Origin of the sequence: Terrimicrobium sacchariphilum, from assembly GCF_001613545.1 — a bacterium.
In the GTDB taxonomy this organism is placed as follows: Bacteria; Verrucomicrobiota; Verrucomicrobiia; order Chthoniobacterales; family Terrimicrobiaceae; genus Terrimicrobium; species Terrimicrobium sacchariphilum.
In genome coordinates, this window is the sequence record NZ_BDCO01000002.1 from 516,744 (window position 1) to 532,689 (window position 15,946).

The following is a 15,946-nucleotide window of genomic DNA, read 5'->3' on the forward strand; positions in this document are numbered from 1 at the left end:
GCTTGCGGCGATTTTCCCCTGCCCGCTAGGTTGCTTCGATGAAAGTACTGGTTACCGGCGGCGCCGGTTTTATTGGCTCCCATTTGGTCCGCAGGCTCCTGCGTGCCGGCCATGCCGCTGTGATCGTCGACAACTTCAACGACTACTACAACCCCGCCATCAAGCGGTCGAATATCGCCGGGTTGGATGGTCACGTGGAGTTGATCGAGGCAAATATCGAGGATGCCGGCCGCATGAAGCAGGTCGTGGTCGATGGGAAGTTTGACGCCATCGTGCATATCGCCGCCCGCGCGGGAGTGCGTCCGTCGGTGGAAAATCCGCTCTCCTACCTCCAGACCAACGTCAACGGCACCTACAACATGCTCGATGCCGCCAAGGCAGGCGGGGTGAGCAAGTTTCTATTCGCCTCCAGTTCATCGGTTTATGGGCTGGCGAAGACGGTTCCTTTTTCCGAGGACCTGCCGCTTCCTCAGACTCTCAGCCCCTACGCGGCGACGAAGCTGGCGGGCGAGCACCTGTGCGGCAATTTCTCCCATCTTTACGATCTCGGCGTGGTCTGCCTGCGCTTTTTCACGGTCTACGGCCCCGGCCAGCGTCCCGACCTCGCGATCCACAAGTTCACGGACCTCATTTACAACGATAAGCCGATCCCGAAGTACGGCGATGGCGGCACGCGTCGCGATTACACCTACATCGACGACATCATCCAGGGCGTGATGGGGGCGCTCGCCTACGACAAGACGAAGTTTGAGATCGTCAACCTCGGCGAAAGCGAGACGACCACCCTCACCGAGCTGATCGAGGCGTTGGAGAAGTCCATCGGCAAGAAGGCTATCATCCAGCAGCTCCCCGAGCAGCAGGGTGACATGCCGCTGACCTGTGCGGACATTCGCAAGGCTCGCGCCCTGCTCGGGTACGATCCGAAGGTGAAGATTTCCGAGGGCATCCCCCGCTTCGTCGAGTGGTATGCCAGCCAGCACGGAAAATGAGCGCCGTCGCCGACCTTCTCACCCAGCTCGTCCGTATCCCGAGCGTGAATCCCGAGGGCGACCCCGGGACGGATCGCACGGGTGAGGCGGAGTGTGCGAAGTTCATCGCCGATTTTCTGACGAATCTCGGCGCTGAGGTACAGCTGCCTGAGATTCTGCCAGGCAGGCCGAATGTCATCGGGCGGTTTCCATCCGATCGGCCGGGCAAGCCGCGTCTCCTTCTCGCGCCGCATACGGATACCGTGAGCGTGCTCGGCATGACGATCGAGCCCTTCAGCGGGGAGCAGCGCGACGGACGCATCTGGGGCCGGGGATCGAGCGATACCAAGGGGCCGATGGCCGCCATGCTCCAGGCCCTGAGTGACCTGAAAGACGTGATTCCCACGCTGAGCCATGAAATCTGGTTCGCCGGGTTGATGAGCGAGGAGGCGGGCCAGCATGGGTCCATCTCGCTGGCCTCCTCGGAGACTTTCGATTTCGTCCTCGTCGGCGAACCAACCAGCCTCGAGATCGTGCATACGCACAAAGGGTCGCGACGCATTTTCCTCCATGCCGCGGGAGTGGCCGTGCACAGCTCCACGCCGGATAAAGGCAAAAACGCCATCGAGCCGGTGCTCGACGCATTGGTCTTTCTCAAGGCGGAGTTTCACCGCCGTTTCGGCGACCTGACCCATCCGATCCTCGGTCGCACGACCATGAGCATCGGAACGATTCGCGGCGGCAGCAAGGTCAACATCGTGCCGGAGGGCTGTGATGCCGCGGTCGACATACGCACGCTGCCGGGGCAGGACATCGACGGGTTCGTCGCCGATCTGAAGGCGCGCTTTCCCGAGGTGACATTCACCACGGCTGGAGCCGCGCCCTTGTGGACCGATCCGGAGAACGCTATCATCCAAAAACTTCGTGGTTGCGGAGCCGGGCTCACGGGAGCCCCATGGTTCTGCGACGCTGCGCCCTTCTCGGAACGCGGCGTGCCTGCCGTGGCACTCGGGCCGGGGTCCATCGCCCAGGCTCACACCGCCGACGAATGGATCGCCATCTCCGACCTCGAAGCCGGGCTCACCTTTTACAAAAACTTTCTCAACCAACTCGCATGAGCGAAAAAACCGCCGTCTCTCCCACCCGCCAGGAGGATTTTCCCGAATGGTACCAGCAGGTCATCCGCGCCGCCGACCTCGCTGAAAACTCCGAAGTGCGCGGATGCATGGTCATCAAGCCCTGGGGCTACGCCCTTTGGGAGCGCATGCAGGCCGTGCTCGATGGCATGTTCAAGGCCACGGGCCACCGCAACGCCTATTTCCCGCTCTTCATCCCGCTGAGCTATCTGGAGAAGGAAGCCGCTCACGTCGAGGGCTTCGCCAAGGAGTGCGCCGTGGTCACGCATCACCGCCTCGAGGCCAAGGACGGCAAGCTCGTCCCCTCCGGCCAGCTCAGCGAACCGCTCATCGTGCGCCCGACCTCCGAGACGATCATCGGCGCGGCCTACGCCCGCTGGGTGAAATCCTGGCGCGACCTCCCGATTTTGCTCAACCAATGGGCCAATGTGGTCCGCTGGGAAATGCGCCCGCGTCTTTTCCTTCGCACCGCCGAGTTTCTCTGGCAGGAGGGACATACCGCCCACGAGACCAGCGAGGAAGCGGTCACGGAGACGATGAAGATGCTGCGTGTCTACGAGACCTTTGCACGCGATTACCTCGCCATCCCGGTCATCACGGGTGAGAAGAGCGAGAGCGAGCGCTTCCCCGGCGCGGTGCAGACGTATTGCATCGAGGCCATGGTGCAGGATCGCAAGGCCATCCAGGCCGGCACTTCGCACTTCCTCGGGCAGAATTTCTCGAAAGCCTCCGGCATTCAATTCCAGTCGCGCAGCGGCGCGGTGGAGCATGCCTGGACGACGAGCTGGGGCGTGAGCACCCGCCTCATCGGCACGCTCATCATGGCCCATGGCGACGACGACGGGCTCATCCTGCCGCCGCGCGTGGCCCCGGCCCATGTCGTGATCATTCCCATCACGCCCAAGGAAGACACCCGCGCCGCCGTGCTCGAGGCTGCGGACAACCTTGCCGCGCAGCTCCGCGAGATCAGTTACCATGGCGTGCCCGTGCAGGTGGAGATCGATTCGCGCGACCTCGGTGGTGGCGTGAAGAACTGGGAGTGGATCAAGAAAGGCATCCCGATCCGCATCGAGATCGGCCCGCGCGATCTTGCGCAGGGTACGGTGGCCCTTTCCCGCCGCGACCGTCCGCACAAGGAAAAGGCGTTCCTGCCCAATGGCGACGTGCTTTCCGGCGTGACTGGCATCCTCGACGAAATCCAGGCCGAGTTGCTCGCCCGCGCCACCGCCTTCCGCGACGAAAACCTCAAGGTTATCGAGAGCAAGGAGGACTTCTACAAGTTCTTCACCCCGGCGAACTCCGACAAACCGGAGATCCACGGCGGCTTCGCTCTTGCGCACTGGAATGGCAGCGCGGCGGTCGAGGAACAGATCAAGAACGACCTCAAGGTGACGATCCGGTGCATTCCGTTCACGGATTCACCCGAGGCAGGCACCTGTATCTTCACCGGCGAACCCAGCAAACAACGGGTCGTCTGGGCCAAGTCTTACTAAGCCTTCTTGAAAGGGGCCGTCTCGAAGATCTCGGGGCGGCCCCTTTTCTTTTCCCGGGAGGCGCTAAGTTTTGTCTTAAGAAAACTCTGCGTTTCGCGTTAACTCGGTTGACGTGAAAACGCCCCTCCTCTCCCTCCTCGGGCTGTTCGCGCCGCTGGCCATCGCCGCGGCAGCGCAACCGGCGCTTACGATTTACAACCAAAACTTTGCCGTCGTGCGCGACAGTATTTCGCTCGATCTGAAGCAGGGCGAAAACTCGGTGGTCTACGATGGCGCGACGATGCAAGTCGAGCCGGATTCCGTAATCCTGCGCGACCCGGCGGGAAATCCGCTTCAGATTCTCGAGCAGAGCTACCGCAACGATCCACTCAGCCAGGCGCTGCTACTGTCGCTATTCGAAGGCCAGGAGATTGATTTTTACATCGGGGAAATCTCCAAGCCCGACCGCATCGTGCGCGGCAAGATCATTCGTTCCGGCTACGTCGCGCACAACAGCCTCGCCATGCGGCGCTACGGCAACCAGTACGCCATGACCCAGATGGCCATGTCCAGCGCGAGCGGAGCGGGGGAGCCTATCATCCAGGTCGACGGCAAGATCCAGTTTGGCCTGCCGGGCAGGCCGGTCTTTCCCTCGCTCGGGGACGACACCATCCTCAAGCCGCGCCTGTCGTGGGTGATCAACGCGCCCAAGCCGCTGAAGACGGAGGCCGAGCTGGGCTACATCACGCGCGGCATGACTTGGGAGGCGAGCTACAATGTCGTTGCCCCGGAGAAGGGGAACGACCTCGACATCGTGGGCTGGGTGACGATGGATAACCAGACCGGGCGCGACTTCGCCGATGCGAGAATCAAGCTCATGGCCGGCGACGTGAACAAGCTCGATCCGAATCAGATGCAGGTCGGTGACAGATTGCGGGCTGCGGGTTACGCCATGGCATTTGAAACGCCTGCACCGCAAGTCACCGAAAAAGCCTTCGACGAATATCATCTCTACTCGCTGGAGCGTCCGGTGACCCTGCACGACCGGGAGACGAAGCAGGTCGAGTTCATCCGTGCCTCCGGAGTGAAAAGCGAGGTCATCTATGTTTACGACGGCGCGGTGATCGACTGGAATCGCTGGCGGAGTTACAACCGAGTCTCTCTGCGGCAAAACGAGGAGTTTGGTTCCGACAGCAACAGCAAGGTGTCGGTGATGCGGGAGTTCAAGAACACGAAGGAAAACGGCCTCGGTATTCCCTTACCCAAGGGCAATGTGCGCTTCTACCGCGCGGACGGAAAGCAACTGGAGTTCACGGGCGAAAACCAGATCGATCACACGCCGAAGGACGAGACGGTGCGGATCTACACCGGCGACGCCTTTGACCTCGTGGGCGAGCGCAAGCGGACGAACTTCAAGGTCGACACCTCCAACAAGTGGGCGGACGAGAGCTTTGAAATCACCGTGCGTAATCGCAAAACCGAGCCGGTGACGATCCGTGTCGTCGAGCATCTCCTGCGCTGGAACAACTGGGAGATCACGGACAAGAACACGACCTACAAGAAGCTGAACTCCGACGAGATCGAGTTCCTTGTCGAACTGAAGCCCGACGAAGAGCGCAAGATCACCTATACCGTCCACTACTCGTGGTAACTCCCATGAAACCCCCTTTGCTTGTGATCGCCGGCTGGTGCGTGTCAATGGCGGCAGCCGTTGCCGCCCAACCCGGCCTGACCATCTACAACCAGAACTTTGCCGTGGTGCGAGATCAGATCGCGCTCGACCTGAAACAGGGAGAGAACTCGGTGATCTTTGATGGCGCTACGATGCAGGTGGAGCCGGATTCCGTAATCCTGCGCGACCCGGCGGGGAATCCGCTCCAGATCCTCGAGCAGAGCTACCGCAACGATCCGCTAAGCCAGGGGCTGTTGCTTTCCCTGTTTGAGGGGAAGGAAATTGACTTTTCCATGCCTCAGCCGATGAAGCCGGATCGTATCGTGCGGGGAAAGGTGATTCGCTCCGGGTATCAATCGCCAGCCCAAGCCGCACGCAATGCCGTGGCAGTCGCGAGCGAACCGATCATCGAGATCGAGGGGAAAATCCAGTTCGGCCTGCCCGGCCAGCCGATCTTTCCCTCGCTCGGGGACGATACGATCCTCAAGCCGCGTCTGTCGTGGATCATCAACGCGCCCAAGCCGCTGAAGACGGAGGCGGAACTCGGCTACATCACGCGCGGCATGACGTGGGAGGCCAGCTACAATGTCGTCGCCCCGGAGAAGGGGAACGATCTCGACATCGTGGGCTGGGTGACGATGGACAACCAGACGGGTCGGGACTTCGTCGATGCGAGGATCAAGCTCATGGCAGGCGATGTGAACAAGCTCGAGCCTCAGGAAGCAATGGCGAACTTCAGGGCATTCACTGGCGGTTGGGCAAAAGATGAACAAAGGGCGAGTCAGGTCACCGAAAAGACCTTCGACGAATACCACCTTTACACGCTGGAACGTGCGGTGACCCTGCATGACCGCGAGACGAAGCAGGTCGAGTTTATCCGGGCCTCGGGGGTGAAGAGCGAGGTCATCTACGTCTATGACGGGGCGGTGATCGATTGGAACCGCTGGCGCGGCTACGACCGCAGTTCTCTGAGACAGAATGAGGAGTTTGGTTCCGACAGCAACAGCAAGGTGTCGGTCATGCGGGAGTTCAAGAACACGAAGGAAAACGGCCTCGGTATTCCCTTGCCCAAGGGCAATGTGCGGTTCTACCGCGCGGATGGGAAGCAACTGGAGTTCACAGGCGAAAACCAGATCGATCACACGCCGAAGGACGAGACGGTGCGCATCTACACCGGTGACGCCTTCGATCTCGTGGGCGAGCGGAAGCGGACGAACTTCAAGGTGGATAACTCCAACGACTGGGCGGACGAGAGTTTTGAAATCACATTGCGCAATCGCAAGACCGAGCCGGTGACGATCCGCGTCGTCGAGCACCTGCTGCGCTGGAAGAACTGGGAGATCACGGACAAAAACACGACCTACAAGAAGCTGAGCTCCGACGAGATCGAGTTCCTGGTCGAACTGAAGCCCGACGAAGAGCGCAAGATCACCTACACCGTCCACTATTCATGGTGAGGCGGGCGACGCTGACTGCCCTTCTGTTTTTGGTCAGTCTTCATTGGGCGGGGGCAGCGGTTGGGCCTGCGCCGTTCCGGGTTTTTGGAATGGCTCCAGACAGTACTGGGCGGCTCTACGTTTACGGAGGGCCGAAGTGTAACCAACTGGCGATACTCGACGGAAAGCGATGGACACCCCTGTCCCCGGCTGGTCCCGGCGGAGAGGCGGTCGTTCAGGGAATCCTGGGGCTGAAGGGTGGACGGGTCGTCGTGCTGTGGGAGCTGAAGAAAGGAAAGTGGGCGGCCATGATCCTGAAGGATATGGTGGTCGAGAAGACGATCCCCTTCGACTGGTCCGACGGATCGCGCACCACGGTCAACGCCGTTGAGGATTCCCGTGGGCGCATCTGGCTGTCCGGGAGCAGTCAATGGATAGTCCGGTTGGAGCCGGAATCCGGACGGGCGATTTCCTATGACGCCAAGCCGTTTTGCTGGACGCGAGATACGAACTGGTACCCGTTTCATTTTTTCGAGGACACGCGGGGCGGCTGCTGGATCTGGAGCAATAACGGAAAGGACGGACGATTTGTCCCGTTACGGGTGGACGGCGAGACGCTTTCGGGGATCTCCATGGTCGACGAGCCGAAGGACGACATTCTGGACGTTTTGAGAAAAGACGGGGACTTCATGTGGCTGGTGGGAAGGAATCATCTGTATGTCATGAATCTCGACTCCTTCCGTGTGGAGAAAGTTCACGGGCCTGCTCGACAGAGCTTTGCCGATCCTGTGTCGCTCGTTCCCTATGGGGAAGGCTGGCTGCTCATCGAGCGGAGGAATGGTGACAAAAAGGCGTGGGAGTTGACCGCGGATCGGGTGTGGGTGCAGAGAGACCTCCCTTCCGCGATCTCGGCGTGCGAAGCGCATTCCAATGACCGGACGTATTGCCAGACCACGGATGGCGCGTTCCTGCTGGCTCAGGAAGGTGCGATCTTTTTTCCTTTTGGAAAGACGACTTCCGAGGTGATCGACTGGCGTCGCGGCTGGACGATGGGGGCTGCCCGGGAGATCGTGTCGCTACCCAATGACCGTGTCGTTGTTTTTACCCGGGATGTACGGTCGCCAGAGTTTGCCGTGGTGAACTCGCGGGAGTTTTTGGAAGAAAAGCCGGCGGCTGATGTGATGGACGTTCCGGCGCGTGAAGCATGGGTGGTTGACTCGCAGGATCGCGTCTTCACTTTTTTTGAGGAGAAAGATCAACTTCGCGTCTGGAATGGGACCGAATGGATGAGAATCCAACTCCCGCACGAACTGGGAACGTCTTCCACTCGCGATGTGGTGATCGACGCTCAAGAGCGCATCTGGGTGGTTCCGGCATATAACGACTCAGACGAGGTGGGTGTCTTGAGTTCCAATCTGCAGGATTGGGATGTGTTGCCGGAGATCAAGGCAGCTTTGGTCAAGTACCGCGACGAGTTAGGCGCTGCCTTTCAAAACTCTTCGTTCATCAAGCCCATCGTGGGAGGCAATGGGTATATCGCCTTTCAGACGTCCGCATCCCGGCTTTATCTTTGGGATGGCAAGGAGTGGAGGGAGTGGCCTTCCGAGGAGATAACAGGTCGGAGGAACCGTATAGATATCAGTCAGCCCTTTTACTCACCCGAGGGGGATCTGTGCGTCATGACGAATCGTCCGAAAATGACCTATCGCCTGGTGGATGGCAAATCATGGCAGTTCGATCCCAGAAGTCTGGCCGGGGATGAGGTCTGGCAGGATCGTACCGGCTCGCGGGTGGAGCGGAAAGTGCCCGAGGGGTTTGAACCGCGGAACATCAAGGAACCCTATGTCTCGGAGGATAATCTCGGGCGCACCTGGGTGGCGGGAGCACAACAGCTCTATATCTTTCGGAATGGAAAGACGGTGCCCGTCTTCCGTGATGGGCGGGTGCATCCGTTTCTCGATCGTTGTGAGATTGGCGAAGTCAGGGTGGACAAAGCAGGTAATACGTGGATTCAGCAGCACTACCCCCTTCCTGCCCGGGTGATGATTCCGAACCGAAACCCATTGCCCGACAAGGTGGCGCTCAAGCTTGATGAGTGGGGGCGTCTTCAACTGGAGACGGATTCAAGAAATGAGATCGAGTTCCGTCTCGATGAGGGGAAGTGGACCTCGCTGAAGTCGTCCGAATGCGCGCTGGGGTACGTGTTTCAGGGAAAACATGCCGTGGAGGTGCGGTTTATCACTCCGGATCTGGACGTGGCGGGGCCGGTGCGGTTGGAGTGCGAATTTCCGATGCCCGTTGAAAAACAGTTCGCTCATTTTGCGGCGCGGTTTGCGACTGGCACCGACCAGGAACGGGAGGAAGCGGTGGCCCTTTTGAAACAGAAGCCAGCCGAGGCGCTGGAGGTTCTCAGGGAATGGAAGCCGGAGTCGGAAATCGAGAAATGGTGGGTCGAGGCGGCGGTGCAGGAGTGTGAACGGGAGGCGGCGAAACGGCGGTGATGAGCCTTTGCGCTTGAGTGCCAAAATCTTTCAAGGCATTTTGAGGCACGTGCCTTACGCCGACCCCGAGAAACAAGCCGAGTACCATCGCAACTATTACCGCGAATACATGCGGAATCGTTACGCGACCGACGAGGAATTTCGCGAAGCCGAGAAGGCCCGCAAACGCGAGGCCTACCAGGCCAATCGCGAAAAGGTGATCGCCCGCGTGATCGCCGCCCGCGCGCGCCGCAAAGCCGCCCAGGCTGCCGCCGCCGCAGCAGCGGTGAAGTCGCCGCGCAAGGCGGAGTAGTTTTTCGCTGACGGTTCTTTTTCCGCCGTAGTCCAGCAGGGAATTCCATGAAACCCGGGGCGGAGCTCGCAATCTTTCGATTGGGCGGGTTGATTGTTTCCGCCACGGCGCTGGTGCTATCCCTGCCTGCCCTGATCGTGATGCTTCTGCTCGTGGCCCTGGCCCACTTCACGCCGCACGATGCGATGGATTACCTTTGGATGCCGGTGACGGGAGGAGCGACACTGTGGGCTTTGGTGGCGGGAATGGTCTTCCAGATTCGCCCCCGGCGTTGGAGCTACATGCTGGTATTTTCGTCGCTCGTTTTCGTGCCGGGCGTGTGGGTTTATTGGGTGCTGGCCTTTCCACTCCGGCTGCTTCACTAAACAAAAAAAGGCCGGTGTTTCCACCGGCCTTTTAGCGAGAAAGGGTTCTCTTACTGAACGGGCAGACCGAGGCGCTCGGTGACCTTGCGGCCGAGGTACTCGCGCAGCGGGGAGGACTCGAGGCGCTCGAGGAGTGACTGGAAGAAGCCGTTCACGATGAGGCGGCGGCCGTCCTCTTTGCGGATGCCGCGAGCCTGCATGTAGAACAGCTCGTCCTCATTGATCTCGCCCGAGGTCGCGCCGTGGGTGCAGCGCACATCATCGGCGAGGATCTCCAGGCCGGGCATGGAGTTGGCCTCGGAATCGTTGCTGAGGATGAGGTTGCGGACCTTCTGGTAGGCATCCGTGCGATGCGCTCCCTCCTCGACCTTGATGAGTCCCGCAAAGATCGAGCGGGAGGCATTGTCGAGGGCGTTGAGGTACAGCAGGTCGCTCGACGCGCCGGGCGCGGCGTGATCCTGCAGGGTGCGCTGGTCGACGATACGGGTGCCGTCGAGCGGGTTGATTGAGAGCATCTCGCTGCGGGAACCCTCGCCATCGAGCCGGCTGAGCGATTCTCCGCGCACGAAGCCGCCGCCGAAGTTCAGGCTGAGGGCCGAACTCGTGGCGTCGCGGGCGACGATGGTCGAGTTGATGTGAAAGGCGAGCGAGGTGGGCGACCAGTTCTGGACCGCGACGTAATTAAGCTTCGCTCCGCGCTCCAGGTGCAGGTCGTTGACGCCGCAGGCGAAGGCGCGCTGGTTGTCGGAACTCTGGAAGTAATCCAACACGGTCACCTTGCTGTTTTCACCGCAGATGATGAGGGTGTGAGGGAATACCGAGGCATTCTCGCCCTCGACCCAGTGGAAAACCTCGATGGGCAGGGCCACCTCGACATTGGCCGGCACGTAGACGAACGTGCCCCCGGTGACGCGCGCCTTGTGCAGGGCGGCGTACTTGTGGGACCCGAGCTCCACGGGTTGAGCCATGAAGTAACGGCGGAAGATCTCCGCATGATCGCGGGCGGCGACATCGAGCGGAGCGACGATCACTCCGGCGGGAAGGCTGGCGGTGTCACAATGCAGCAGGGCGTTGTTGCCAAAGACCAGCTTAGCGGCGGTCTGTTCCACTCCGCGCGAGGAGTTGATCAGGCGGCCTTCGCTTTCCACGGGCCTGGCCTCGACAAAGGCGTCGAGGTTGAGCGCGGAGAGGTCGGAGTAGCGCCAGGCCTCGTCGCGGCGGGTGGGCGCGGGCGTGTTCTCGTAGTCCTTCAGCGCCGCAGCCTGAAGCTCGGCCAGCCACGCTGGCGTGGTTGTTTCGATCGTATTGTCGTCCAAGGTCGTGCTCATCCTACCGATCCCTCCATCTCCAGGTCGATCAAACGCTTCAACTCGACCGAGTATTCCATCGGGAACTGCTGGACGAGGTCGTTGACGAATCCATTCACCGCGAGGCTCATGGCCGCGCCCTCCGAGATGCCACGCTGCTGCATGTAGAAAATCTGCTCTTCACTGATCTGGCTCACGCTGGCCTCGTGCTGACAGGAGTTGCCCTGGCCGCGCACGGTGATCGACGGATAGGTGTCCGTGCGGCTGTGCGAGTTGATCAGGAGCGCGTCGCACTCGGTGTTGTTCTTGCAGCCCTTGAGGTGCTTCGGCACGTGAACGAGGCCGCGATAGGTGGCGCGGCCGGTGCCGACGCTGATCGACTTGGACACGATGTTGCTCGTGGTCTCGTCGGCGGCGTGGATCATCTTGGCGCCGGTATCCTGGTGCTGGCCGTCGCTGGCGAGCGCGATCGAGATGACCTCGCCGCGCGCCTTGCGGCCCTTCATCACCACGCCGGGATATTTCATCGTGAGGCGGGAGCCGATGTTGCAATCGATCCACTTGATCTCGGCCTCTTCGTGGGCGAGACCGCGCTTGGTCACGAGGTTAAAGACGTTCGGGCTCCAGTTCTGCACGGTGACGTACTGGATCTTGGCACCCTTCATGGCGACGAGCTCGACGACCGCGCTGTGCAGCGTGGAGGTTTCAAACTTCGGCGCGGTGCAGCCTTCCATGTACATCACCTCGCTGCCCTCGTCGGCGATGATGAGCGTGCGCTCAAACTGGCCGAAGCTCTCCGCGTTGATGCGGAAGTAAGCCTGTAGCGGGTGCTTCACCTTCACGCCTGGCGGGACGTAGATGAACGAGCCACCCGAGAAGACCGCGCTGTTGAGCGCGCTGAATTTATTGTCGCCGGTTGGGATGACCTTGCCGAACCACTTCCGGAAAATCTCCGGGTGCTTGTGCAGGCCCTCGGTCGAGCCGACGAAGATCACGCCCTGCTCGCCCACGGCGGCCTTGATGTTTGAGTAAGCCGCCTCGCTGTCGAACTGCGCCTCGACGCCCGCGAGGAACTTCCGCTCCTGCTCCGGGATGCCGAGCCGTTCAAAGGTCTGCTTCATCTCATCCGGCACATCGTCCCACGAGCGCTTCGGCTGGGTGCCCTGCGAGAGGTAGTAGCGGATGTTGTTGAAGATGATGTTGTCGAGATCCTTGCTCGCCCAGTTGGTCGGCATCGGCTTCTCGAGGAACTTGCGGTAGGCCTCGTGCCGGAACTCGCGAATCCAGTCCGGGTCGTTTTTGACGTCGGCGATGTAGTCGATCGTCTTGTCGGAAAGACCGGTGCCCGCATCGAACTCGTAATTGACATCGTAACTGAAGTCACCGACCGAGCGGTCGATGGCGATGTCAGGTTTGGTATCAGTGCTCATGGTATGAGGCCTTGGCGGTTGGGGATTAGGCGGTGGCGAGGAGTTCCTTTTCGATCCAGTCGTAGCCCTCGGCTTCCAGCTTGAGGGCGAGATCCTTGCCGCCGCTGCGGACGATGCGTCCGTCGACCATCACGTGCACCACGTCGGGCACGATGTAGTTGAGCAGGCGCTGGTAGTGGGTGATGACGAGGAAGCCGGTGTCGGGGCTGCGGAGCGTGTTCACGCCCTCGGCCACGATCTTGAGCGCGTCGATGTCGAGGCCGCTATCCGTCTCGTCGAGCACGGCGTAGGCGGGCTTGAGCATGGCGAGCTGGAGCACCTCGCAGCGCTTCTTTTCGCCGCCGGAGAAGCCGTCATTGACCGAGCGGGAGGTGAAGGTGCGCGGCATCTTGAGCGCGTCCATCTGCGCGTAGAGATTCTTGTAATACTCGACAGCCTCGAGTTCCTCGCCCTCGGGCAGGCGGGCCTGCAGGGCGGCGCGGATGAAGTTGGCGATGGTCACGCCGGGAATTTCCATCGGGTACTGGAAAGCAAGAAACAGACCGGCGCGGGCGCGCTGGTCGGGCTCGAGACCGAAGAGGCTGCTGCCATCGAGGAGCACGTCGCCGCCCGTCACTTCATAGGAGGGGTGGCCAGCCATCACCTTGGCGAGGGTGCTTTTGCCCGATCCGTTCTTTCCCATGATGGCGTGGACTTCGCCCTTCGGAATGGTGAGGTTCAGTCCCTTGAGGATTTCACGGTCGCCGATGTTGGCGTGCAGGTCTTTGATTTCGAGGCTCATAGTTGAAATTCAGGTGTTGCAGTTCGTACAGATTCCCCGGAGCGTGATGTCGCAGCGCTCCACGGTGAAGCCCGGTGGCAGGTCCCACATCTGCTCGCGTTTCTCTCCCAGCGCGAACGGCACGTCGAAGACCTTCTTGCAGCGGTCGCAGACGAAATGCGCGTGTTCCTGCACGTTCGGGCAGTAGCGGGTAGCCTCCCGCTCGACATTTACCTGCTTGGCCAGGCCGCAATCAACCAGTGTCTCCAGGCAGTTGTACACTGTTGCGAGGGAAATGCTTGGCATTCTGGCCTTTGCGCGCAGAAAAACCTCCGTCGCCGTGGGATGGTCGCGCTCGGAAAGGAGCACATCATAGACCTCCCGGCGTTGGGGCGTCAGACGATGGCCATTATGGCTGATCGTCTCGTAGCGCTCGTTGCCAGCGGGTTTCATCATCGAAAAACCTACGACGGCCACATATTCAATCAAGAATTATTCTAAATTGAGTCTCCATCTCATGGGGGTCATTCTCAATAGTTGCAATCCGGCCGTTCGATGTCTTATTGACTGCCCTATGGTCAAAGGGCTGTTTGCTGCCGCTGTATTATTTGTCGCTGCCCTCTCCGCTCGCGCGGATACGCTGGTGGGGTATTGGGATTTGAATGAAAATCTGAACCGAAACGCCGGGACTTCCGGCAGCCTTGCCGTCGAGGTGATCGGTTTGGGTATTCAGTATGTGGGCTGGGGGACTGGTAGTGACAAGAATCTGGTGGAAGGTTACCCCGTCGGCCAATCGCTTCAGTTTACGAACCTTGCCACAGTCGCTGAGGTCGGCCACATCACGCTTTCCAACCTGAACTTCACCAACCTCGTGAATCCGGTGATCACCTTCGCGGCAAAGAGCAATCCGGGTTTTGAGCTGAGTGATACTTTCACCATCGACTACTGGAACGGCTCGCAGTGGGTGTCGTCCAAGCTGGATAAGCCAACGACCTCCTACGAGGTGATCACTCATCCATTCAGAGCTGGCGAACTCGACGGCGTTGCGAATGCGTCCATCCGCATCAGCTTTTCCACTGTGGCCGCGGTGGTGGATACGATGAATATCGACAACATCCAGGTGAATGCCGTGCCCGAACCCGGAACGCTCGCCTTGGCCGGAATCGGAATGGTTGGAGCGTTCGTTCTGTGGCGTCGCCGTCGGTAGAAATCGTTACAGATTTCCGTTTGGCACCGAGGGGAACTGGTGAGAGGTTCCGGCATGGATTTGCTACTTCAAGACAAGCTGGTGCTGGTGACGGGGTCGACGGCAGGTATCGGGTTTGCCATTGCCGAAGTGTTTGCCGCCGAGGGCGCGCGGGTAATCATAAATGGCCGCTCGGAAGAGCGAGTCGCGGCGGCCAGTGCCTCGATCTTGAAGAAATACCCTCAGGCGCACTTGGAATCCCTCGTCGCTGATCTGGCCACGGCCGGGGCGGTGGAGGAGACGATCAAGCGATTCCCGACGGTCGATGTGCTCGTGAACAACCTGGGCGTCTACGGGCCGAAGAATTTCGAAGACCTGTCGGACGAGGAATGGCTGTCGATCATCGAGACAAATTTCCTCAGCGGCGTGCGCCTCTGCCGCCACTATCTTCCTGCCATGAAGAAGCCCAACTGGGGCCGCATCCTCTTTCTCTCCAGCGAGTCCGGGGTGAACATTCCCGTCGAGATGATCCACTATGGCGTGACCAAGACCATGCAGATCGCCCTGGCGCGAGGCCTGGCCGAGACGACGATCGGCACCGGCGTGACGGTGAACTCCGTCCTGCCCGGCCCCACGCGCTCTGAGGGCGTGGAGAAATTCATCGCCGATATGGCGGAAAAGGACGGCAAGACCACGGCCGAGGTGGAAAAGGATTTCTTCGCCACCGTTCGGCCGAGTTCGCTCATCCAGCGTTTTGCCACCGTACACGAGGTGGCGACTACGGTCGCCTATCTCGCCAGCCCCCTGGCAGCGGCGACGAATGGCGCGGCTGTGCGGGCGGAAGGTGGTTTGCTTCGCTCGATTTTATAGGTGGCGTTTGTTGCGGTGAAAGTTGGGGCTTGGCCCCGGGGTGTCGGCGGGTTATATGGGGAAACTCATGTTGCCCGTCGAAGAAGCCGCCGCCATCCTCAAGCTGGCAGACAACGATACCCGGATGGCTTTTGATATCATTCAAAAGCAATTCGACGTCATGTATGGACGCGCCCAGTCGGTCGTCGGCATGGCGAGCATCATCGTGACCGTGACGGGATTTTCCGGTCGTTTGATCGCCGGTACGAATGTGGCGGCGCAGATTTTTGTCATCGCGGGTCTGGCGGTGGCGTTGCTCGGAGCGGGCTGGGTCGTGTGGCGCGTGATGCTGATCGACTGGCTGACGGCGCATCTTTCCGACGACGCAGTGGCCTCGCTCGGGCGCATGGTGATGACGCGCAATGCCAAGACCCGTGCCGTGGCCGTGGGCGGATGGCTCCTGCTGGCAGGGCTTACTCTTTACTTTGTGGCCATATCGATCATGCTGGCCAATCCCACCCCTCTCCAGGTTCCTGTGCGATAAAGCTGGAAGAGTCATTGTGGACGCTGTA

Annotated in this window: 15 protein-coding genes; 11 read left to right on the plus strand and 4 right to left on the minus strand. The window is 60.4% G+C overall.

Features of this window, described 5'->3' with window-relative positions:
* Positions 1 to 38: 38 nt before the first annotated feature.
* The 8 genes from TSACC_RS03090 (at position 39) to TSACC_RS03125 (ending at position 9,842) form a co-directional block, all read left to right on the plus strand.
* Positions 39 to 989, plus strand: a complete 951-nt coding sequence (locus TSACC_RS03090) for a GDP-mannose 4,6-dehydratase (RefSeq protein ID WP_075077928.1) — start codon at positions 39 to 41, stop codon at positions 987 to 989.
* Positions 986 to 2,086 (plus strand): M20 family metallopeptidase, encoded by a 1,101-nt coding sequence (locus TSACC_RS03095; RefSeq protein ID WP_075077929.1) that lies wholly within the window; start codon positions 986 to 988, stop codon positions 2,084 to 2,086. The genes TSACC_RS03090 and TSACC_RS03095 overlap by 4 nt, the downstream gene beginning before the upstream one ends.
* On the plus strand, positions 2,083 to 3,597 hold the full coding sequence (proS, locus tag TSACC_RS03100; RefSeq protein WP_075077930.1) for a proline--tRNA ligase: 1,515 nt from the start codon (positions 2,083 to 2,085) through the stop codon (positions 3,595 to 3,597). The genes TSACC_RS03095 and proS overlap by 4 nt, the downstream gene beginning before the upstream one ends.
* 112 nt (positions 3,598 to 3,709) lie before the next feature.
* Entirely contained in the window at positions 3,710 to 5,227 is a 1,518-nt protein-coding gene (locus TSACC_RS03105; protein ID WP_075077931.1) for a DUF4139 domain-containing protein, read from the plus strand.
* A 5-nt stretch (positions 5,228 to 5,232) separates the two neighbouring features.
* Positions 5,233 to 6,705: a DUF4139 domain-containing protein gene (locus TSACC_RS03110; protein ID WP_075077932.1), complete on the plus strand. Its 1,473-nt coding sequence runs from the start codon at positions 5,233 to 5,235 to the stop codon at positions 6,703 to 6,705.
* A gap of 89 nt (positions 6,706 to 6,794) precedes the next feature.
* Complete coding sequence (locus TSACC_RS03115) at positions 6,795 to 9,185, plus strand: hypothetical protein (protein WP_153811223.1); 2,391 nt, start codon at positions 6,795 to 6,797, stop codon at positions 9,183 to 9,185.
* 49 nt (positions 9,186 to 9,234) lie between these two features.
* Positions 9,235 to 9,477 (plus strand): hypothetical protein, encoded by a 243-nt coding sequence (locus TSACC_RS03120; RefSeq protein WP_108058807.1) that lies wholly within the window; start codon positions 9,235 to 9,237, stop codon positions 9,475 to 9,477.
* Between the two features lie 47 nt (positions 9,478 to 9,524).
* Entirely contained in the window at positions 9,525 to 9,842 is a 318-nt protein-coding gene (locus TSACC_RS03125) for a hypothetical protein (RefSeq protein ID WP_075077935.1), read from the plus strand.
* 50 nt (positions 9,843 to 9,892) lie between these two features.
* Here the strand turns inward: TSACC_RS03125 and sufD are convergent, their stop codons facing one another.
* The 4 genes from sufD to TSACC_RS03145 are packed head-to-tail and all read right to left on the minus strand — an operon-like array spanning position 9,893 to position 13,795.
* Positions 9,893 to 11,170: a Fe-S cluster assembly protein SufD gene (gene sufD, locus TSACC_RS03130; protein ID WP_075077936.1), complete on the minus strand. Its 1,278-nt coding sequence runs from the start codon at positions 11,168 to 11,170 to the stop codon at positions 9,893 to 9,895.
* Complete coding sequence (gene sufB, locus TSACC_RS03135; protein WP_075077937.1) at positions 11,167 to 12,579, minus strand: Fe-S cluster assembly protein SufB; 1,413 nt, start codon at positions 12,577 to 12,579, stop codon at positions 11,167 to 11,169. Before sufB ends, sufD begins: the two co-directional genes overlap by 4 nt.
* Positions 12,580 to 12,604: 25 nt before the next feature.
* A complete protein-coding gene (gene sufC / locus TSACC_RS03140) occupies positions 12,605 to 13,360 on the minus strand; it encodes a Fe-S cluster assembly ATPase SufC (RefSeq protein WP_075077938.1) in 756 nt (251 codons plus the stop codon).
* 9 nt (positions 13,361 to 13,369) lie between these two features.
* Positions 13,370 to 13,795: a Fur family transcriptional regulator gene (locus TSACC_RS03145; RefSeq protein WP_075080562.1), complete on the minus strand. Its 426-nt coding sequence runs from the start codon at positions 13,793 to 13,795 to the stop codon at positions 13,370 to 13,372.
* A 118-nt stretch (positions 13,796 to 13,913) separates the two neighbouring features.
* On the opposite strand from TSACC_RS03145, the gene TSACC_RS03150 reads away from it, so the two are divergent.
* From TSACC_RS03150 to TSACC_RS03160, 3 genes are all read left to right on the plus strand, one after another.
* On the plus strand, positions 13,914 to 14,546 hold the full coding sequence (locus TSACC_RS03150; protein WP_075077939.1) for a PEP-CTERM sorting domain-containing protein: 633 nt from the start codon (positions 13,914 to 13,916) through the stop codon (positions 14,544 to 14,546).
* A gap of 54 nt (positions 14,547 to 14,600) precedes the next feature.
* Positions 14,601 to 15,395, plus strand: coding sequence for an SDR family NAD(P)-dependent oxidoreductase (locus tag TSACC_RS03155; protein WP_075077940.1), 795 nt, complete (start codon positions 14,601 to 14,603; stop codon positions 15,393 to 15,395).
* Between the two features lie 67 nt (positions 15,396 to 15,462).
* The gene (locus TSACC_RS03160; protein WP_075077941.1) at positions 15,463 to 15,918 is read left to right on the plus strand and encodes a hypothetical protein; all 456 of its coding nucleotides are present in this window, start codon (positions 15,463 to 15,465) and stop codon (positions 15,916 to 15,918) included.
* Positions 15,919 to 15,946: the final 28 nt, after the last annotated feature.

Excerpts from the sequence above, each read along its gene's own strand:
- TSACC_RS03110 (WP_075077932.1), top strand. The coding sequence starts at position 5,233 with ATGAAACCCCCTTTGCTTGTGATCGCCGGCTGGTGCGTGTCAATGGCG.
- TSACC_RS03090 (WP_075077928.1), top strand. The coding sequence starts at position 39 with ATGAAAGTACTGGTTACCGGCGGCGCCGGTTTTATTGGCTCCCATTTG.
- TSACC_RS03145 (WP_075080562.1), bottom strand. The coding sequence starts at position 13,795 with ATGATGAAACCCGCTGGCAACGAGCGCTACGAGACGATCAGCCATAAT.
- TSACC_RS03160 (WP_075077941.1), top strand. The coding sequence starts at position 15,463 with ATGTTGCCCGTCGAAGAAGCCGCCGCCATCCTCAAGCTGGCAGACAAC.
- proS (WP_075077930.1), top strand. The coding sequence starts at position 2,083 with ATGAGCGAAAAAACCGCCGTCTCTCCCACCCGCCAGGAGGATTTTCCC.
- sufD (WP_075077936.1), bottom strand. The coding sequence starts at position 11,170 with ATGAGCACGACCTTGGACGACAATACGATCGAAACAACCACGCCAGCG.
- TSACC_RS03095 (WP_075077929.1), top strand. The coding sequence starts at position 986 with ATGAGCGCCGTCGCCGACCTTCTCACCCAGCTCGTCCGTATCCCGAGC.
- TSACC_RS03115 (WP_153811223.1), top strand. The coding sequence starts at position 6,795 with ATGGCTCCAGACAGTACTGGGCGGCTCTACGTTTACGGAGGGCCGAAG.
- sufB (WP_075077937.1), bottom strand. The coding sequence starts at position 12,579 with ATGAGCACTGATACCAAACCTGACATCGCCATCGACCGCTCGGTCGGT.
- TSACC_RS03125 (WP_075077935.1), top strand. The coding sequence starts at position 9,525 with ATGAAACCCGGGGCGGAGCTCGCAATCTTTCGATTGGGCGGGTTGATT.
- TSACC_RS03155 (WP_075077940.1), top strand. The coding sequence starts at position 14,601 with ATGGATTTGCTACTTCAAGACAAGCTGGTGCTGGTGACGGGGTCGACG.
- sufC (WP_075077938.1), bottom strand. The coding sequence starts at position 13,360 with ATGAGCCTCGAAATCAAAGACCTGCACGCCAACATCGGCGACCGTGAA.
- TSACC_RS03150 (WP_075077939.1), top strand. The coding sequence starts at position 13,914 with ATGGTCAAAGGGCTGTTTGCTGCCGCTGTATTATTTGTCGCTGCCCTC.